At 71.1% G+C, this 18,803-nt stretch carries 15 protein-coding genes; 8 read left to right on the top strand and 7 right to left on the bottom strand.

Going from position 1 to position 18,803, the window contains the following annotated elements; translation table 11 throughout:
* On the top strand, window positions 1-1,208 hold a 1,208-nt coding region (locus G6W55_RS34310; RefSeq protein WP_175524570.1), incomplete at its 5' end, for a V-type ATP synthase subunit E.
* Between the two features lie 184 nt (window positions 1,209-1,392).
* On the opposite strand, the gene ileS is transcribed toward G6W55_RS34310, so the two are convergent.
* Window positions 1,393-4,530, bottom strand: a complete 3,138-nt coding sequence (gene ileS / locus G6W55_RS34315) for an isoleucine--tRNA ligase (protein WP_175524571.1) — start codon at window positions 4,528-4,530, stop codon at window positions 1,393-1,395.
* A gap of 590 nt (window positions 4,531-5,120) precedes the next feature.
* On the opposite strand from ileS, the gene G6W55_RS34320 reads away from it, so the two are divergent.
* The 5 genes from G6W55_RS34320 to G6W55_RS34340 all read left to right on the top strand — a co-directional run bounded on the left by G6W55_RS34320 (window position 5,121) and on the right by G6W55_RS34340 (window position 10,062).
* Complete coding sequence (locus tag G6W55_RS34320) at window positions 5,121-6,278, top strand: TraR/DksA family transcriptional regulator (protein WP_175524572.1); 1,158 nt, start codon at window positions 5,121-5,123, stop codon at window positions 6,276-6,278.
* Window positions 6,279-6,345: 67 nt separating this feature from the next.
* Window positions 6,346-6,945 (top strand): signal peptidase II, encoded by a 600-nt coding sequence (gene lspA, locus G6W55_RS34325; protein ID WP_030794104.1) that lies wholly within the window; start codon window positions 6,346-6,348, stop codon window positions 6,943-6,945.
* 44 nt (window positions 6,946-6,989) lie between these two features.
* Window positions 6,990-7,934, top strand: coding sequence for an RluA family pseudouridine synthase (locus G6W55_RS34330; RefSeq protein WP_175524573.1), 945 nt, complete (start codon window positions 6,990-6,992; stop codon window positions 7,932-7,934).
* Window positions 7,931-8,407 (top strand): GNAT family N-acetyltransferase, encoded by a 477-nt coding sequence (locus tag G6W55_RS34335; protein ID WP_175524574.1) that lies wholly within the window; start codon window positions 7,931-7,933, stop codon window positions 8,405-8,407. The genes G6W55_RS34330 and G6W55_RS34335 overlap by 4 nt, the downstream gene beginning before the upstream one ends.
* Before the next feature lie 68 nt (window positions 8,408-8,475).
* Window positions 8,476-10,062, top strand: a complete 1,587-nt coding sequence (locus G6W55_RS34340; RefSeq protein ID WP_175524575.1) for a Na+/H+ antiporter — start codon at window positions 8,476-8,478, stop codon at window positions 10,060-10,062.
* 52 nt (window positions 10,063-10,114) lie between these two features.
* On the opposite strand, the gene G6W55_RS34345 is transcribed toward G6W55_RS34340, so the two are convergent.
* Complete coding sequence (locus G6W55_RS34345; RefSeq protein WP_175524576.1) at window positions 10,115-11,227, bottom strand: mechanosensitive ion channel family protein; 1,113 nt, start codon at window positions 11,225-11,227, stop codon at window positions 10,115-10,117.
* Window positions 11,228-11,325: 98 nt separating this feature from the next.
* On the opposite strand from G6W55_RS34345, the gene G6W55_RS34350 reads away from it, so the two are divergent.
* Window positions 11,326-11,931, top strand: a complete 606-nt coding sequence (locus G6W55_RS34350) for a dienelactone hydrolase family protein (RefSeq protein ID WP_175524577.1) — start codon at window positions 11,326-11,328, stop codon at window positions 11,929-11,931.
* Here G6W55_RS34350 and G6W55_RS34355 read toward each other — a convergent pair.
* The 5 genes from G6W55_RS34355 to G6W55_RS34375 all read right to left on the bottom strand — a co-directional run bounded on the left by G6W55_RS34355 (window position 11,916) and on the right by G6W55_RS34375 (window position 17,241).
* Complete coding sequence (locus G6W55_RS34355; RefSeq protein ID WP_175524578.1) at window positions 11,916-13,598, bottom strand: alkaline phosphatase; 1,683 nt, start codon at window positions 13,596-13,598, stop codon at window positions 11,916-11,918. The genes G6W55_RS34350 and G6W55_RS34355 overlap by 16 nt on opposite strands.
* A gap of 101 nt (window positions 13,599-13,699) precedes the next feature.
* Window positions 13,700-14,107 carry a hypothetical protein gene (locus G6W55_RS34360; protein ID WP_175524579.1) on the bottom strand — a complete coding sequence of 136 codons (408 nt, stop codon included), beginning with the start codon at window positions 14,105-14,107 and terminating at the stop codon, window positions 13,700-13,702.
* Window positions 14,108-14,237: 130 nt separating this feature from the next.
* Complete coding sequence (locus G6W55_RS34365; protein WP_175524580.1) at window positions 14,238-15,077, bottom strand: thioredoxin domain-containing protein; 840 nt, start codon at window positions 15,075-15,077, stop codon at window positions 14,238-14,240.
* A gap of 103 nt (window positions 15,078-15,180) precedes the next feature.
* Window positions 15,181-15,849, bottom strand: coding sequence for a hypothetical protein (locus tag G6W55_RS34370; RefSeq protein WP_175524581.1), 669 nt, complete (start codon window positions 15,847-15,849; stop codon window positions 15,181-15,183).
* Between the two features lie 66 nt (window positions 15,850-15,915).
* A complete protein-coding gene (locus G6W55_RS34375) occupies window positions 15,916-17,241 on the bottom strand; it encodes a DUF2252 domain-containing protein (RefSeq protein WP_175524582.1) in 1,326 nt (441 codons plus the stop codon).
* 205 nt (window positions 17,242-17,446) lie between these two features.
* Between G6W55_RS34375 and dnaE the strand changes: the two genes are divergently transcribed.
* Window positions 17,447-18,803 (top strand): DNA polymerase III subunit alpha (gene dnaE / locus G6W55_RS34380; protein ID WP_175524583.1); only part of this gene is annotated, 1,357 nt, incomplete at its 3' end.

Below are 18,803 nucleotides of genomic sequence, written 5' to 3' on the forward strand. Positions count from 1 at the left end.
GCCTCCGAGAAGGCTATGACGAGGACGAGGTCGATGCCTTCCTCGACGAGGTCGAAGCCGAACTGACCCGACTTCTCCGTGAGAACGAGGACCTGCGGGCCAAACTGGCCGCGGCCACGCGCGCTGCTGCCCAGAACCAGCAGAACATGCGCAAGCCTCCGGAGCAGGACCAGCAGCAGGGCGGCATGCCGCAGCAGGGGATGCCCCAGCAGGGCATGCCTCCGCAGGGGATGCCCCCGCAGGGAATGCCGCAGCAGGGCATGCGAGGTCCCGGCGCTCCGGTGCCCGCCGGCATATCGGGCCCGCCGCAGCAGCAGATGGGTGGCCCCATGGGTGGCCCGCCCCAGTTGCCGAGCGGTGCCCCGCAGCTTCCGGCCGGCCCCGGTGGCGGCCAGGGCGGTCCCCAGGGTCCCGGCCCGATGGGTCAGGGTCCGATGGGCCAGGGCCCCATGGGTCAGGGTCCGATGGGGCAGGGCCCCATGGGCGGCCAGCCTCCGATGCAGCAGCAGATGGGTGGCCCGATGGGCGGCCCCATGGGTGGTCCCATGGGCGGCGGTCCGATGGGCGGCCCCGGTCAGGGCCCCGGTGGCGACAGCGCCGCCCGTGTCCTCTCGCTGGCCCAGCAGACCGCCGACCAGGCGATCGCCGAGGCCCGTTCCGAGGCCAACAAGATCGTCGGTGAGGCCCGCAGCCGCGCCGAGGGTCTGGAGCGGGACGCCCGTGCCAAGGCCGACGCCCTGGAGCGGGACGCGCAGGAGAAGCACCGTGTCGCGATGGGCTCCCTGGAGTCCGCCCGCGCCACGCTGGAGCGCAAGGTCGAGGACCTGCGCGGCTTCGAGCGCGAGTACCGTACGCGCCTGAAGTCCTACCTGGAGTCCCAGCTCCGTCAGCTCGAGACCCAGGCCGACGACTCGCTCGCTCCGCCGCGCACCCCGGCAGCGGCCTCGCTGCCGCCGTCCCCGGCGCCCTCCATGGCTCCGGCCGGCGCGAGTGCCCCGTCCTACGGCGCCGGTGCGCCGGGCATGGGCTCGGGAATGGGTTCCGGCATGGGGGCTCCCAGCCCCGCCGCGCCGTCCTACGGCGGTCAGCAGCAGATGTCGCCGGCGATGACTCAGCCGATGGCGCCGGTGCGTCCGCAGGGTCCCTCCCCGATGGGCCAGGCTCCCTCGCCGATGCGCGGCTTCCTCATCGACGAGGACGACAACTGACGGCCTGTAGTACGCCTTAGGCGTCGGCAGCGTTCAAAGGGCGGGACCCCGGATTCGATCCGGGGTCCCGCCCTTTTGTGTGCGCCGACGGGTGATTCGGGCCACTGGACACGAGAACGGGAACGGCGAAGGGCCCGGCTCCCTGGGTGTTCTCCAGGGGGCCGGGCCCTCGGTGTGACGGGTGTTACGCCTTGCGCAGACGGAACTCCAGCGTCAGCGCCTCGTCCGAGAACGGCGTCCCGAATGTGTCGTCCGCCTCACCCCGGGCGAAGTCCGTGGCGAGGACCTCGTCGGCGATCAGACCGGAGTGACCGGTCAGGGCGTCGACGGTGGCCGGGTCGGTCGCGGTCCAGCGCAGCGCGATCCGGTCGGCCACGTCGAGTCCGCTGTTCTTGCGGGCCTCCTGGATCAGCCGGATCGCGTCCCGGGCCAGGCCCGCGCGCCGCAGGTCCTCGGTGATCTCCAGGTCGAGGGCGACCGTGGCACCGGCGTCGGACGCCACCGACCAGCCCTCGCGCGGGGTCTCCGTGATGATCACCTCGTCCGGGGCGAGGGTGATCGTCTCGCCGTCGACCTCCACCGACGCGGTGCCCTCGCGCAGGGCGAGGGAGAGCGCGGCCGCCTCGGCGTTCGCGACCGCCTTCGCCACGTCCTGGACGCGCTTGCCGAACCGCTTGCCCAGGGCCCGGAAGTTGGCCTTGGCGGTGGTGTCGACCAGCGAGCCGCCCACCTCCGACAGGGACGCCAGGGACTCGACGTTCAGCTCCTCCGTGATCTGCGCGCGCAGTTCGGGGGAGAGGGCGTCGAAACCGGTGGCCGCGACGAGCGCGCGCCGCAGCGGCTGCCGGGTCTTCACACCCGACTCCGCGCGCGTGGCGCGGCCCAGCTCCACCAGCCGGCGGACCAGGACCATCTGCTTCGACAGCTCCGGGTCGATGGCGGAGAGGTCCGCCTCCGGCCAGGACGAGAGGTGGACCGACTCCGGGGCGCCCGGGGTGACCGGCACGATCAGGTCCTGCCAGACCCGCTCGGTGATGAACGGGGTCAGCGGGGCCATCAGCTTGGTGACCGTCTCCACGACCTCGTGCAGGGTGCGCAGCGCGGCCTTGTCGCCCTGCCAGAAGCGGCGGCGCGAGCGGCGCACGTACCAGTTGGACAGGTCGTCGACGAACGCCGAGAGGAGCTTGCCGGCGCGCTGGGTGTCGTACGCCTCCAGGGCCTGGGTGACCTGGTCGGTGAGCGCGTGCAGTTCGGAGAGCAGCCAGCGGTCGAGCAGCGGGCGCTCGGCCGGCGCCGGGTCGGCCCCGGAGGGCGCCCAGCCGGACGTACGGGCGTACAGGGCCTGGAAGGCGACCGTGTTCCAGTACGTCAGGAGCGTCTTGCGGACGACCTCCTGGATGGTGCCGTGGCCGACGCGGCGGGCCGCCCACGGGGAGCCGCCGGCCGCCATGAACCAGCGGACCGCGTCGGCGCCGTGCTGGTCCATCAGCGGGATCGGCTGGAGGATGTTGCCCAGGTGCTTGGACATCTTGCGGCCGTCCTCGGCGAGGATGTGGCCGAGGCAGACCACGTTCTCGTACGACGACCTGTCGAAGACCAGCGTGCCGACGGCCATGAGGGTGTAGAACCAGCCGCGGGTCTGGTCGATGGCCTCGGAGATGAACTGCGCCGGGTAGCGGGACTCGAAGAGTTCCTTGTTCTTGTACGGGTAGCCCCACTGCGCGAACGGCATCGAACCCGAGTCGTACCAGGCGTCGATGACCTCTGGCACGCGCGTGGCCGTCTTCGCGCACTGCGGGCAGGCGAAGGTGACCTCGTCGATGAACGGGCGGTGCGGGTCCAGCTCGGACTGGTCGGTGCCGGTCAGCTCGCTCAGCTCCGCGCGGGAGCCGACGACGGTGAGGTGGTCGTCCTCGCAGCGCCAGATCGGCAGCGGGGTGCCCCAGTAACGGCTGCGGGACAGCGCCCAGTCGATGTTGTTGTTCAGCCAGTCGCCGAAGCGGCCGTGCTTGACCGTGTCGGGGAACCAGTTGGTCTTCTCGTTCTCCTGGAGGAGGCGGTCCTTGACGGCCGTCGTGCGGATGTACCAGGAGGGCTGCGCGTAGTAGAGCAGCGCGGTGTGGCAGCGCCAGCAGTGCGGGTAGCTGTGCTCGTACGGGATGTGCCGGAAGAGCAGACCGCGCTCCTGGAGGTCCTCGGTGAGCCGTTCGTCCGCCTTCTTGAAGAAGACGCCGCCGACCAGCGGGACGGACTCCTCGAACGTGCCGTCCGGGCGGACCGGGTTGACCACGGGCAGGCCGTAGGAGCGGCAGACCTTGAGGTCGTCCTCACCGAAGGCGGGGGACTGGTGGACCAGACCGGTGCCGTCCTCGGTGGTGACGTACTCGGCGTTGACGACGTAGTGCGCCTCGGCGGGGAACTCCACGAGCTCGAACGGACGTTGATAGGTCCAGCGCTCCATCTCGGCGCCGGTGAAGGTCTCGCCGGTGGGCTCCCAGCCCTCGCCGAGCGCCTTGGCGAGCAGCGGTTCGGCGACGACGAGCTGCTCCTCGCCGTCGGTGGCGACGACATAGGTGACGTCGGGGTGCGCGGCCACGGCCGTGTTGGAGACCAGGGTCCAGGGGGTCGTCGTCCAGACCACGAGGGAGGCCCGGCCGGCGAGCGGACCGGAGGTGAGCGGGAAACGGACGTACACGGACGGGTCGACGACCGTCTCGTAGCCCTGCGCCAGCTCGTGGTCGGAGAGGCCGGTGCCGCAGCGCGGACACCAGGGGGCGACGCGGTGGTCCTGGACCAGGAGGCCCTTGTCGAAGATCTCCTTGAGCGACCACCAGACCGACTCGATGTACTCGGGGTCCATCGTGACGTACGCGTCGTCGAGGTCGACCCAGTAGCCCATGCGGGTCGTCAGCTCGGAGAAGGCGTCGGTGTGGCGCAGGACGGACTCGCGGCACCGGTCGTTGAACGCGGCGATGCCGTACGCCTCGATGTCCTTCTTGCCGGAGAAGCCCAGCTCCTTCTCGACGGCCAGCTCCACGGGGAGGCCGTGGCAGTCCCAGCCGGCCTTGCGGGCCACGTGGTAGCCGCGCATGGTGCGGAAGCGGGGGAAGACGTCCTTGAAGACGCGCGCCTCGATGTGGTGGGCGCCGGGCATGCCGTTGGCGGTGGGCGGGCCCTCGTAGAACACCCATTCGGGGCGGCCCTCGGACTGCTCCAGGCTCTTGGCGAAGATCTTCTGCTCGCGCCAGAAGTCGAGCACGGCGTGCTCGAGGGCGGGCAGGTCGACCTGGGCGGGTACCTGGCGGTACGTCGGCGTTGTCATCAGCGAGCTTCCTCCGGCGGACTTGCTGCCTTCCGTCCGGAGGGACGAGAGCCGAGTCTTCCTTACGCCGGTTTCGGCGCGCTCCCGCGGTACCACCCTCCTTGGCCCTCCGACGCGGGGTGTGCGTCGGCGAGCCCCCTCATTGGGGTCGCGATACCGGGTCTACTCGCCGAGGTGGGTCCCTGCGGCTTTCTTCCGGCGGCTCCGGGGTGATCTTCACGTCGCGCCGGCCCCCGGGCTCCCACCGTCCCCGGGTCGCTCTGGGCTGCGTACGCCGCTACTCGTCCCCATCCATGCTTTTCGCTCCGCCCAGTGTACGGCGCCGCACCGACAGCGGCCGACCGGTTTACGGCCGGTCCGGGTTGACCCGATTGGAGGTGCGTGCGGAGGGAACTCGTGTTCGGATCTCGGCGTGGTCGGCGGGGCGGATTACCCCGCGGGGAGCTGGGCACAACGCAGGCAGGCTTGCCGCGGGGCGTGCGCGAGGCGGGCGATCCGGGCGGTGTGCCCCGTTGCCGCGGCCCTCGGGTCGATTTATCGTCCCAGCACGATTCGCGAGCAAGATCACAGTATGTGAAGGGGCCGCGGCCATGGTGGCGAAGAAGACCGCCGCACAACACCCGGCGACGGGCCGGTCCGGGGGTACGTCCGGCGGCGCCGGGCGCGCCGCGGCCGCACGTGGAAAGGCGGTCACGAAGGGGGCCGACGGGAGGGCGAGGCCCGGGAAGGCCGCCGCCGAGAAGGCGGTGCAGGTCTCCGCGGCGCCGGCCTCGAAGACGTCGGGTGCGGGGAAAGCGGCCGCCGAGAGGGCGAGTCCCCAGCGGGCGGGCCCCGAGAAGGCGGGTGCCAGGAAGGCGGGTGCCGAGGAGGCGGCGGCGAAGGAGCCGGCCGGGGGAAGGCCGGCCGCCGGGACGGCGCACGCCGACGCGGCACCGGCGAAGAAGCAGACGGCGAAGAAGCCGGCTGCGAAGGAGCCTGCGGCAAAGAAGCCGGCCGCGAAAAAGGCCGCTGCCAAGAAGGCGGCCGCCAAGAAGACCTCAGCCAAGAAGACCTCAGCCAAGAAGACGGCTGCCAAGAAGGCACCGGCCGAAGCGCCGGCCAAGGCACCCGCGAAAAAGGTGGCGGCTCGGAAAGGCGGTGCCGGAGAGGGCGTCGCCGGAACGGCCGGCGTCGGAGAAGCAGGCGTGGCCCAGGGCAGGGCGGGAAAGAAGAGCACGGCCAAGAAGGTGGGCGCGGCCTCGGCCGCGGAGCAGACGGGAGCCACGACTGTGGTTGCGAAGAAGACTCCAGGCACGGCCACGGCGGCGGCGAAGACCGCTGTTCCCAAGGCACGCCTCGCTGCGGCGGAACCCGGCGATCTGGCGGTGCGCCCCGGTGAGGACCCCTGGACGCCCGAGGAGGTCGAGGAGGCCCGCGCGGAGCTCCAGTCCGAGCAGGCGCGGCTGCACACGGAGCTGGCCACCTCTGAGACGGCCCTGGCGGGCCTGATGCGGGACTCGGGGGACGGCGCGGGCGACGACCAGGCGGACACCGGCACCAAGAACATCACCCGGGAGAGCGAGCTGGCGCTGGCCGCCAACGCGCGCGAGATGCTGATCCAGACGGAGCACGCCCTGGAGCGGCTCGACGCGGGCACGTACGGTCTGTGCGAGAACTGCGGCAACGCGATCGGCAAGGCCAGGATGCAGGCGTTCCCCCGGGCCACGCTGTGTGTCGAGTGCAAGCAGAAGCAGGAGCGGCGGTACTGATCACGCCGAGGTCGCACGGCGTGTCGTACCCTCGTCCTCAGTCAGGTACCTAGGTTGAGGGACTCACGTGGCAGAGGCGGAGCGCATCATCGGTACGCCGGACACCCCGGAGGCGGCGGGAGCCGAGCCGGAGGAGTCGTCCGGTGCGGACGGACGGCAGGATGCCGCGCCGCGGCCCCGCGGCAGGCGTCGTATCGCCGTGCTGTTCGCCGTGGCAGCGTTCGCGTACGCCATCGACCTGATCAGCAAGATGATCGTGGTCGCCAAGCTGGAGCACCATCCGCCGATCGAGATCGTCGGCGACTGGCTGCGGTTCGAGGCCATCCGCAACGCGGGCGCGGCCTTCGGCTTCGGCGAGGCATTCACGATCATCTTCACGGTGATCGCGGCGGCGGTGATCGTGGTGATCGCGCGGCTGGCCCGCAAGCTGTACAGCCTGCCCTGGGCGATCGCGCTGGGCCTGCTGCTGGGCGGCGCCCTCGGCAACCTCACCGACCGGATCTTCCGCTCGCCGGGCGTCTTCGAGGGCGCGGTGGTCGACTTCATCGCGCCGAAGCACTTCGCGGTCTTCAACCTCGCGGACTCGGCGATCGTCTGCGGCGGCATCCTGATCGTGCTGCTGTCCTTCAAGGGCCTCGACCCCGACGGGACGGTCCACAAGGACTGAGGCGGATTTTCGGGGCTGTCGGAGGCGTCCGGCATACTCGACGGGTGAGCACGATTCCCGAGATCCGTACCCTGCCCGTGCCGGACGGCCTGGAGGGCGAGCGCGTCGACGCCGCCATCTCCCGCATGTTCGGCTTCTCCCGTACCAAGGCGGCGGAGCTGGCCGCCGCGGGGAAGGTCTCGGTCGACGGCTCGGTGGTGGGCAAGTCCGAGCGGGTCAGCGGCGGGGCCTGGCTGGAGGTCGAGATGCCGCAGGCGCCCGCGCCCGTGCAGATCGTCGCCGAGCCGGTCGAGGGCATGGAGATCGTGCACGACGACGACGACATCGTCGTGATCGTCAAGCCCGTCGGTGTGGCCGCGCACCCCTCGCCCGGCTGGAACGGCCCGACCGTCATCGGCGGTCTCGCGGCCGCCGGCTACCGCATCTCCACCTCCGGTGCCGCCGAGCGCCAGGGCATCGTGCACCGGCTCGACGTGGGCACCTCCGGTCTGATGGTGGTCGCCAAGTCGGAGCGCGCGTACACCTCGCTCAAGCGCCAGTTCAAGGAGCGCACGGTCGACAAGCGCTACCACACGCTCGTGCAGGGCCACCCGGACCCGACCAGCGGCACCATCGACGCCCCCATCGGCCGGCACCCGAACCACGACTACAAGTGGGCCGTCACGGCCGACGGCAAGCCGTCCGTCACGCACTACGACCTGATCGAGGCGTTCCGCGCCGCCTCCCTGCTCGACGTGAAGCTGGAGACGGGCCGCACCCACCAGATCCGGGTGCACATGTCCGCCCACCGGCACCCCTGCGTCGGCGATCTCACCTACGGCGCCGACCCGACGCTCGCCAAGCGGCTGAAGCTGACCCGCCAGTGGCTGCACGCGGTGCGGCTGGGCTTCGAGCACCCCGGCGACGGGCAGTGGGTGGAGTTCTCCAGCGACTACCCGGCCGACCTCCAGCAGGCCCTGGACCAGGTCCGCGAGGAGACGTACGGATGAGCGGCACGCACGCGTACACGGTCCGCGTCGCCGAGGACCCCGCCGACCGGGAGGCGTGCTTCGCGGTGCGCAAGGAGGTCTTCGTCCGCGAGCAGGGCGTCCCGGAGGACCTGGAGTACGACGCGTACGACGCGGGCGCGGTGCATGTGCTGGCGATCCGCGAGGACGGCGTACCGCTGGGCGCCGGACGGCTGCTGTACGGCCCCGAGGTGGCCGGGGAGAAGACCGGCGGGGATCCGTCGGTCGGCTCGCTCGGGCGGCTCGCCGTGACGCGTGAGGCGCGCGGGCTCGGGGTCGGCGTCGCGCTGGTGCGGGCCGTCGAGGAGGCGGCACGCGCGCGTGGCCTCACGGCGGTCGACCTGCACGCGCAGACCCAGGCGCTCGGGTTCTACGAGCGGCTGGGGTACGAGGCGTACGGTCCCGAGGACATCGAGGCGGGGATTCCGCACCGGTCGATGCGGCGTTCGCTGTAGCCGGGCGGGGCCGTGCGAGGCTGGGGGTCTGGTCGCTCTTGATCGTCTAGCCCCCGGGAGCGCTGACCGTGGATCAGCTTGCCCTGTTGTTCGTCCTGTTGCTCGGGGCCGTGGTGAGCGTGCCGGTCGGCGACCGGTTCGGGCTTCCCTCGCCGGTCCTGATGACACTGCTCGGGATCGTCCTCGCGGTGCTGCCCTTCGTGCCGAACGTCGACATCCCGCCCGAGCTGATCCTCCCCCTGCTGCTGCCGCCCCTGCTCTACGCGGCCGTGCGCCGGACCTCGTGGCGGCAGTTCGCGGCCAACAAACGGCCGATCTTCCTGCTGGCCGTGGCGCTGGTGTTCGTCACCACCTTCTCCGTGGCCGCCGTCGCGCACGCGGTGGTGCCCGGGCTGCCGCTGGCCGCCGCGGTCGCGCTGGGGGCGCTCGTGGCGCCGCCCGACCCGGTGGCCGCGACCGCCGTCGCCGGCCAGCTCGGGCTGCCCCGCCGGCTGGTCTCCATCCTGGAGGGCGAGGGGCTCTTCAACGACGTCACCGCCATCGTGCTCTACCACGTGGCGATCGCCGCCGCCGTCAGCGGGGACTTCACGCCCTCGACGGCCGCGCTCGAACTGGTGCTGTCCGCCGTGGTCGCCGTCGCCGTGGGCGTCGGGCTCGGCTGGGGCGCCAACCGGCTGATGGACCTGCTCGGCGACGCCACCCTCCAGATCGGGCTCACCCTGCTGGTGCCGTACGCGGCGTACGTGCTGGCCGAGGAGCTGCACGGATCCGGGGTGCTGGCCGTGCTGACCTGCGCGCTCTTCCTCGCCGAGTACGCCACCGACCCCGACGACGTGCTGACCCGGCTCGCCGGGCACGCCTTCTGGGACATCGTCGACACGCTGGTGACGGGCGTGGCGTTCGGGCTGATCGGCCTGGAGCTGCACAACGCGATCCGTACCGCGTCCGGGCGGTGGGGCGAGATGCTCGGCTGGGCGGGGATCGTGGTGGCCGTGGTGATCGTCGTACGGCTGCTGTGGCTGCTGCCCGCGACCTGGCTGACCCAGCGGATGCACGCGCGGCGGGACTACGACGAGGACATCCCGATGAGCTGGCGGGAGACCGTGGTCATGTGGTGGTCCGGGATGCGCGGGGTGGCGTCGGTGGCGCTGGCGCTCGCGATCCCGCTGAGCACGGACGACGGGGGGCCGTTCCCCGACCGGGACGAGATCGTCTTCATCGCCTTCGGGGTGATCATGGCGACGCTGGTGGTGCAGGGGCTGACGCTGCCGTGGCTGGTGCGCCGGCTCGGGGTGCGGGCCGACAGCGAGCGGGAGCAGGAGCTGGAACGGGAGCTGGCGGTGCGGGCGGCCAAGGCGGCGAAACGGCGGCTGCGGGAGATCGAGTCGGTGGAGGAGCTGCCGGAGGAACTGTCCGAGCAACTCCTGCGGCGGGCCTTCGAGATCGGGGTGCGGATCAGCCCGGACATGGGCGAGGACGAGCGCCGGGAGGGGCACGAGCACCGGGTGCGGCGGCTGAAGCGGCTGCGGCGGATCCAGGCGGAGATGATGAGCGCCGCCCGGCACGAGGTGCTGGCCGCGCGCAGCGAGCCGGGCGCGGATCCGGAGATCGTGGACCGGGTGCTGCGGCAACTGGACGTCCGCAGCCTGAAATGAAGAGCCCGCGCGGGGCCCCTTTCCACGGAAGGAGCCCCGCGCGGGGTGTGTCTCAGCGGCTCGTGCGGGGCGGTTCGTGGACCCGGCGGGCCGCGCCGTCCGGCGAGGGCGACGGTCCGGGGACGCGGCCCGGGGCCGGTGCGGCGTCGGCCGTGTTGACCCGCGGCAGCGCGTACGGATGCTCCTGCGCCAGCCAGCGGATCATCTGCTCGCGGACCGTGACCCGTACCGTCCAGATGTCGTCGGCGTCCTTCGCCGTCACCAGGGCCCGGACCTGCATGGTGTTCGGGGTGGTGTCCGTCACGTTCAGACCGCAGGCGCGGCCGTCCCAGGCGGGGCACTCGCGCAGGATGTCGCGGAGCTTCTCGCGCATCGCCTCCACCGGGGCCGTGTGGTCCACGTGCCAGTAGACGATGCCGGTCATCTGCGGGGTGCCGCGCGACCAGTTCTCGAACGGCTTCGACGTGAAGTACGACACCGGCATGGTGATCCGGCGCTCGTCCCAGGTCCGCACCGTCAGAAAGGTCAGCGTGATCTCCTCGACGGTGCCCCACTCGCCGTCCACCACCACGGTGTCGCCGATCCGCACCATGTCGCCGAAGGCGATCTGGAGCCCGGCGAACATGTTGCTCAGCGTCGACTGGGCAGCCACACCGGCGACGATGCCGAGGACACCGGCCGAGGCCAGCAGCGAGGCGCCGGCCGCGCGCATCGCGGGGAACGTCAGCAGCATCGCCGCCACCGCCACCACCCCGACGACGGCCGCCACCACCCGCATGATCAGCGACACCTGGGTGCGCACCCGGCGGACCCGGGCGGCGTCGCGGTGCACGCGCGCGTAGCGGGAGTACGAGGTCTCGACGACGGCCGCCGCGATCCGGATCACCAGCCAGGCGGCGGCGCCGATCAGCACCAGGGTGAGCGTCCGGCCGATGCCGACGCGGTGTTCCTCCAGCAGGCGCGCCTGGTCGTACGAGCCTCTCAGCAGCGCCGCGCACAGCACGAGTTGATAGGGGATGCGGCCGCGGCGCAGCAGACCCCACAGGGGGGTCTCGCCGTGCCGCGCGTCGGCCTTGCGCAGCAGAAGGTCGGTGGCCCAGCCGATGAGCAGTGTCAGTACGACCGAGCCGCCGACCACGATCAGGGGTCGGAGCAGGTTCTCCATGCCAACGAACGTAACCGCGACCGCGGGGCCTTGAACATGTGACTTCCGTACCGGGACGTGCGCGGGGAGTTGTCGGTGGCGGCTGGCACCATGGCGGCATGAACATCATGCTCTTTCACTCGGCCTACGGCCCGCGGCCCGCGGTGCGCGCGGCGGCGGACCGGCTGCGCGCCGCCGGGCACCAGGTGTGGACGCCCGACCTCTTCGAGGGGCGCACGTTCGACTCGGCCGAGGAGGGCATGGCCCACAACACGGAGATCGGCAAGGACGAGCTGCTCAGACGGGCCGTGCTGGCCGCCGCGCCCTACTCGGACCGGGGGCTGGTGTACGCCGGGCTGTCGCTCGGCGCGTCGATCGCGCAGACCCTCGCCCTCGGCGACGACAAGGCACGCGGCCTGCTCCTTCTGCACGGCACCTCCGACCTCGCGCCGAACGCCTCGGCGGACGGTCTGCCGGTGCAGTTGCACGTGGCCGAGCCGGACCCGTTCGAGACGGACGACTGGCTGAGCGCCTGGTACCTCCAGATGGGCAGGGCGGGCGCCGACGTGGAGGTCTACCGCTACCCGGGCGCCGGCCACCTGTACACCGACCCCGGCCTGCCCGACTACGACGAGGAGGCCGCCGAGGCCACCTGGCGGGTGGCGCTCGGCTTCCTCGACTCGCTCGCGGACCCGGGGGACCCGGGGGATCAGACCGGGTCGTAGGTGCGCTCGACCTTCTGGGTGCCGGTGCGGGTGCGGTAGGAGCGGGACCAGGAGGAGGTCGCGTTCGCCTTGGTGCGGTCGGAGACGACGTAGTAGTCCATCTGCGCGCGGGCGGCGGTGATGTCCAGGACGCCGTAGCCGTGGCGGTCGGTGTCGACCCAGTGGACGTGCCGGTTGGCGGCCTTGATGAGTGGGGAGGCGATCACGGAGACCGTGCCCTCGGGGACCTTCACGATGTCGTCCAGGTTGTCCGAGGTCACCGAGGTGACCACGAACTCCGTGGCGGCGGAGGCCGACAGCGGGTACGTACCGGCGTCCACGGGCACGTCGTTGGCCCACGCCATGTGGATGTCACCGGTCAGGAAGACGGTGTTGCCGATGGCGTTCGAGCGCAGATGGGCGAGGAGTTCGCGGCGGTCGTCGGTGTAGCCGTCCCACTGGTCGGTGTTGAGGGCGATGCCCTCCTGGGGGAGGCCGAGGAGCTTGGCGAGGGGCCGCAGCAGGCTGGCGGGGAGCGAGCCGACCGCGAACGGCGAGATCATCACCGAGTTGCCGACCAGCCGCCAGGTGGTGTCGGAGGACGCCAGCCCTGCCTTCAGCCAGTCGAGCTGGGCGCGGCCGGTGAGGGTGCGCTCCGGGTCGTCGACGGAGCCGTTGCCTATGCCGACCTGCTGGGAGCGGAAGGAGCGCAGGTCCAGCAGGGAGAGGTCGGCGAGCTTGCCGAAGCGCAGCCGGCGGTAGGTGGTTCCGGCGAGGGCGGGGCGGACCGGCATCCACTCGAAGTACGCCTGCTTGGCGGCCGCCTGACGGGCCGCCCAGGTGCCCTCGGCGCCCTCGGTGTGGTTCTCGGCGCCGCCGGACCAGGTGTCGTTGGCGATCTCGTGGTCGTCCCAGATCGCGACGACCGGCGCCTTGGTGTGCAGGGCCTGGAGGTCGGGGTCCGTCTTGTACTTGCCGTGCCGGACGCGGTAGTCGGCGAGGGTGAGGGTCTCGTGGGTGGGCGAGGTCGGGCGGACCACGGTGCCGCGCGCGCCGTACTCGCCGGTGCCGTACTCGTAGATGTAGTCGCCGAGGTGCAGCCAGGCGTCGAGGTCGCCGCGGGCGGCGAGATGGCGGTACGGGGAGAAGTAACCGGCCTCCCAGCTCGCGCAGGAGACCACGCCGAAGCGCAGGCCCGGCACGGCCGCGTCCGGCGCGGGGGCGGTGCGGGTGCGGGCCACCGGGGAGTCGCTGCCGTTCGCGGAGAAGCGGAACCAGTAGTCCGTCGCCGGGGCGAGGCCGCGGACGTCGGCCTTCACGGTGTGGTCGGAGGCGGCGGTAGCGGTGAGGGAGCCTTTGGCCACGATGTTCGTGAGCCCCTTGTCCAGGGCGACGACCCAGTCGACCCGGGTGTCGGGGCCGGCTCCGGAGCCGGGGGTCGCCTCCGCGGTGGGCGTGACCCGCGTCCACAGCAGGACGCCGTCGGGCAGCGGGTCGCCGGAGGCGAGACCGTGCTGGAAGACGGGGGCCTCGGCGGCCCGGGCGGGAACGGCGGCGGCGAGCGGGCCGGCGAGCACGGCGGTGGCGGCAGCGGCCTTGACGACCGTACGGCGACGCGGGGCGAGCGGGGCGCGGCCCCCAACGGGGGCGCCAGTGCTCTCGGTTGATCTGTATCGACTGTTGGTCACGGCCGCAGATTACTGACCGGTACGACGACCGAGCGGGCGAACTCACAAAGTTCGCCCGCCCTTTCCGTTCACTTTCGCCAAGTGTTATATCCCTGGCCGGGTCAGGCGACGCCCCGCTTGGTCGCGCAGTGCTTGGGGTCCCCGTTCGCGCCGTCCTTGACGCAGATCTCGATGGTCACCTTGAGTCCCTCGCGGATCTCGAGGTTCTTGGTGGCGCACGAGTTGTTCGCGCCGTTCGTGTCCTCCAGCTTGACCCAGTGCGATGCGGTGGGCTCGATCCAGCCGATGTGGCCGCTGGCCCGCAGACCGTCGGCACGGTTGTCGCAGACAGTGAATATCTCACCCTCCGAGGCGAAGCCGGCGGCGGCGGAGTTGAAGGGATCCGTGGTGTTCACGTAGATGTCCGTGCCGGCGGCGGCCGGTCCGGCGGCGAACATCACGGCTGCGGTTCCTCCGGCGAGGAGCCCGCCCCAGGTCCTGAGTGCGCGTTTCAACGTACGTACCCCCATGGTGTGTTGGGTGGTCAGCCCAAGATCGTCTTACGTGTCATATGTATGACGACTCGTGGAGATATGTCAAAAAACAGGGAGCGGCGGTCACCGTGGGTGCCACAGTGACCGCCGCCGAGGGATGTGCCGGTCAGCCCTTCAGGGCCGCGCTCACGACCTCGTTGTACTCGTCGACCGTCATGGGCTGGTTGCCCGCGGACGTGACGAGCTTCTTGCCGTCCATGACGAAGCTCGGTGTACCGGTCACCTCGTCCTTGTTGGTGTCGAACGTCTTGGACATGGCCAGGGCCCAGGCGTCGTACGTGCCGTTCTTGACGTCGTTCTGGAAGGACTTGTTGTTCTTGAGCGCCGGGACGGAGTTCGCGACCTCGATGAGGTAGTCGTCGCCCTTGAACTTGTCGTCGGACTCCGCCGGGTGCCACTTCGCCGAGTACAGGGCGGTCTTGTACTCGAGGAACGCCTCGGGGCTGACGTTGAGCGCGGCGCCCATGGCGCTCATCGCGTTCTTGGAGCCCTCACCGTTGGAGCCGACCTTGCCCTGGCCGAGCGAGTCGCCGTCGAGGAACGTGCCGCCGATGTACTGGAGCTTGTACTTGCCGGCCTCGACGTCCTTGTCGACGGTCGGGCCGACGGCCTGTTCGAACTGGGCGCAGACGGGGCAGCGCGGGTCCTCGTAGATCTTGAGGGTCTTCTTCGCGGTGCTCTTGCCGATGGTCACCGTGGTGCCGTCGGTGCCGGTGGTGTTGGCCGGAGCGACGACCTTGTCGGCCTTCACCTCTTCCCAGTAGCTCGGCTTGTTGGCCTGGACGATCGCGTAGCCTATCCCGCCCGCCGCGGCGAGGACCGCCACCGCCGAGGCGGCGACGATGATCTGGCGCTTGGCCTTGGCGCGCTTGGCCTGGCGCTCGCGTTCGAGGCGCAGCCGCTCTCGGGCCGCCGTCTTCGCCGCCTGGGTGTTCCGCTTGCTCATGTCGGTGATCTCCATCGGGGACGCGCACGGGGGTGCGCGGGGGTGAGGGGTTCTGCGTGTCGGGGACTGCTCGTGCTCGCGGCCGGGCCGAAGGCGGCGGCGCTCAGGCGAGGGCGGTGCGGCGGGGCGGTCCGCGGCGGCCCAGGGAGTGCGCGAGGAGCAGGGTGCGGGCGATGGCCGTACGGTGCGCGGGCCGCGGCAGGCGGCGGGCTGCCGGGGCGCGTCGTACGGTCACGGCGGCGACGGCCGTCAGCAGCGGCCGGAAGGTCGTCGCGCCGGCCGCCCGCAGGAGCTGGGCCAGCGCCCGTTCACCGCGGCGCAGCCAGGCCGCCGCGATCAGGCCGACGCCGATGTGCGCGCCGAGCAGCAGCCAGGCGGTGGCCGCGTCGGTGTGCGCGCCGGTGCCGGTGACCTGGGCCAGCGGGGCGCCGACCCCGGTGCCGTCACCGCACAGCACGTCCCAGCCGACGGAGGCCAGCGGCCCCGCCACCGGGCCGCCGGAGCTGCCGTAACAGACGTGCTGGCCGGTGGTGAAGACGGTGTCGGCCGCCAGCTCCAGCGGGATCAGCAGGGCGGCGATCCGCCCGAAGCCGCGCTCCCGCCCGGCCAGCGCGTAGGCGAGGACGAACACGGCGACCACGACGGCGGCCACCGTGTTCAGCGGCAGCGGGGCCCGGGACAGCAGGACGTGCGACGCGGTGCTGAGCGTCACGACGAGTGCCGTGAACAGCGCCGCGCGCACGGCTCTGAGTCGGGTCCCGGATATGTCCATAGCAGCAGAGAGTGTGTCACGTGCTCCGGTAAGGGACCCCTAAAGGGACCCTGTGGAAGCGGACCGTTAGAGACCCGGGATCCGGCCGTTGCGGAAGAGGTCCACGAAGATCTGGTGGTCCGCGCGCGCCCGGGCGCCGTAGGAGTGTGCGAAGTCCACCAGCAGCGGCGCGAAACCCTCCTCGTCGGCCGCGAGGGCCGCGTCGATCGCGCGCTCGGTGGAGAACGGCACCAGCGACTCGCCCGAGGTGTCGTCCGCCGCCGCGTGCATGGTGGCCGTGGCCCGGCCCAGGTCGGCGACGACCGCCGCGATCTCCTCCGGGTCGTCGATGTCGCCCCAGTCCAGGTCGACCGCGTACGGCGAGACCTCGGCGACGAGCTGCCCCGCGCCGTCCAGCTCGGTCCAGCCGAGCCACGGGTCCGCGTGCTGTTGCAGGGCGCGCTGCGAGATCACCGTGCGGTGCCCCTCGTGCCGGAAGTAGTCACGGATCGCCGGATCCGTGATGTGCCGGGAGACGGCCGGGGTCTGGGCCTGCTTGATGTAGATCACGACGTCGTTCTCCAGGGCGTCGCTGTGGCCCTCCAGGAGGATGTTGTACGACGGCAGGCCGGCCGAGCCGATCCCGATGCCGCGCCGCCCCACGACGTCCTTCACCCGGTACGAGTCCGGGCGGGCCAGCGAGGTCTCCGGCAGCGTCTCCAGATAGCCGTCGAACGCGGCGAGGATCTTGTACCGGGTGGCCGCGTCCAGCTCGATGGAGCCGCCGCCCGGCGCGAACCGGCGCTCGAAGTCACGGATCTCGGTCATCGAGTCCAGCAGCCCGAAGCGGGTCAGGGAGCGGGCGTCGCGCAGCGCGTCGAGCAGCGGGCCCTGGGCGGTGTCCAGGGTGAACGGCGGCACCTCGTCGCTCTTGGCGCCGGTGGCCAGGGCGTGGACGCGCTCGCGGTACGCGCCCGCGTACACCCGCACCAGCTCGCTGATCTGGTCGTCGCCGAGCGCCTTCGCGTACCCGATGAGGGCGATCGAGGCGGCGAAACGCTTGAGGTCCCAGGTGAAGGGGCCGACGTACGCCTCGTCGAAGTCGTTGACGTTGAAGATCAGCCGGCCGGTGGAGTCCATGTACGTGCCGAAGTTCTCCGCGTGCAGATCGCCGTGGATCCACACGCGCGAGGTGCGCTCGTCCAGGAACGGGCCGCCCCGCTTCTCCGCGTCCACGTCGTGGTAGAAGAGGGCCGCCGTGCCCCGGTAGAACGCGAACGCCGAGGCCGCCATCTTGCGGAACTTCACCCGGAACGCGGCCGGGTCGGCGGCCAGGAGCTCGCCGAAGGCGGTGTCGAAGACGGCGAGGATCTCCTCGCCGCGCTGCTCGTCGTCGAGCTGGGGAACCGACATCGCGGGGTGCCTCCTGGTGCATGACATGTACGACAGCGTTTCTGTCGTCTCCAACGGGCGGAGCCGTACGAAAGTGCCCACGGTCCCCCGCTGTGAAGGTACGCGGGGGAGGCCCGCGGGTGTCAGTGGTGAGGCATAGACTTCGACGCTGACCCCCGGACCGTCCGCCCCGCCGTCGTCGAATGTTTCCCTTGGAGGCCACGCCGTGTCGAAGCCGCCCTTCACGCACCTGCACGTCCACACCCAGTACTCGCTGCTGGACGGTGCCGCGCGGCTGAAGGACATGTTCGACGCGTGCAACGAGATGGGCATGACCCACATCGCCATGTCCGACCACGGCAACCTGCACGGGGCGTACGACTTCTTCCACACCGCGAAGAAGGCCGGGGTCACCCCGATCATCGGCATCGAGGCGTACGTCGCCCCCGAGTCGCGCCGCAACAAGCGCAAGATCCAGTGGGGCCAGCCGCACCAGAAGCGCGACGACGTCTCCGGTTCCGGCGGTTACACCCACAAGACGATCTGGGCGGCCAACGCGACCGGCCTGCACAACCTCTTCAAGCTGTCCTCGGACGCGTACGCCGAGGGCTGGCTCCAGAAGTGGCCCCGGATGGACAAGGAGACCATCTCCCAGTGGTCCGAGGGGCTCATCGCCTCCACCGGCTGCCCCTCCGGCGAGCTCCAGACCCGGCTGCGCCTCGGCCAGTTCGACGAGGCGCTCAAGGCCGCCGCCGACTACCAGGACATCTTCGGCAAGGACCGCTACTTCCTGGAGCTGATGGACCACGGCATCGAGATCGAGCACCGGGTCCGCGACGGCCTGCTGGAGATCGGCAAGAAGCTCGGCATCCCCCCGCTGGTGACGAACGACTCGCACTACACCTACGCGCACGAGGCCACCGCCCACGACGCGCTGCTGTGCATCCAGACCGGCAAGAACCTCTCCGACCCCGACCGCTTCAAGTTCGACGGCACCGGCTACTACCTGAAGTCCACCGAGGAGATGTACGCCGTCGACTCCTCGGACGCCTGGCAGGAGGGCTGCGCCAACACCCTCCTGGTCGCCGAGCAGATCGACACCACCGGCATGTTCGAGGCCAAGAACCTCATGCCGAAGTTCGACATCCCCGAGGGCTACACCGAGGTCACCTGGTTCCGCGAGGAGACCATGCGCGGCATGCACCGCCGCTTCCCCGACGGGATCCCGGACGACCGCATGAAGCAGGTCGAGTACGAGATGGACACCATCATCTCGATGGGCTTCCCGGGCTACTTCCTCGTCGTCGCCGACTTCATCATGTGGGCCAAGAGCCAGGGCATCGCGGTCGGCCCCGGCCGAGGATCCGCGGCCGGCTCGATCGTGGCGTACGCCATGGGCATCACCGACCTCGACCCCATCCCGCACGGCCTGATCTTCGAGCGCTTCCTCAACCCCGAGCGCATCTCCATGCCCGATGTCGACATCGACTTCGACGAGCGCCGGCGCGTCGAGGTGATCCGGTACGTGACGGAGAAGTACGGCGCCGACAAGGTCGCCATGATCGGCACCTACGGCAAGATCA

It is taken from the genome of Streptomyces sp. CAI-85, from assembly GCF_013363615.1.
Lineage (GTDB): Bacteria > Actinomycetota > Actinomycetes > Streptomycetales > Streptomycetaceae > Streptomyces > Streptomyces antibioticus_B.

What these genes read in the sequence shown, in the direction of transcription:
- G6W55_RS34335 (WP_175524574.1), top strand. Translation starts at nt 7,931, where the DNA reads ATGAGCGGCACGCACGCGTACACGGTCCGCGTCGCCGAGGACCCCGCC.
- G6W55_RS34360 (WP_175524579.1), bottom strand. Translation starts at nt 14,107, where the DNA reads ATGGGGGTACGTACGTTGAAACGCGCACTCAGGACCTGGGGCGGGCTC.
- G6W55_RS34365 (WP_175524580.1), bottom strand. Translation starts at nt 15,077, where the DNA reads ATGAGCAAGCGGAACACCCAGGCGGCGAAGACGGCGGCCCGAGAGCGG.
- ileS (WP_175524571.1), bottom strand. Translation starts at nt 4,530, where the DNA reads ATGACAACGCCGACGTACCGCCAGGTACCCGCCCAGGTCGACCTGCCC.
- G6W55_RS34370 (WP_175524581.1), bottom strand. Translation starts at nt 15,849, where the DNA reads ATGGACATATCCGGGACCCGACTCAGAGCCGTGCGCGCGGCGCTGTTC.
- G6W55_RS34345 (WP_175524576.1), bottom strand. Translation starts at nt 11,227, where the DNA reads ATGGAGAACCTGCTCCGACCCCTGATCGTGGTCGGCGGCTCGGTCGTA.
- G6W55_RS34375 (WP_175524582.1), bottom strand. Translation starts at nt 17,241, where the DNA reads ATGTCGGTTCCCCAGCTCGACGACGAGCAGCGCGGCGAGGAGATCCTC.
- G6W55_RS34320 (WP_175524572.1), top strand. Translation starts at nt 5,121, where the DNA reads ATGGTGGCGAAGAAGACCGCCGCACAACACCCGGCGACGGGCCGGTCC.
- G6W55_RS34350 (WP_175524577.1), top strand. Translation starts at nt 11,326, where the DNA reads ATGAACATCATGCTCTTTCACTCGGCCTACGGCCCGCGGCCCGCGGTG.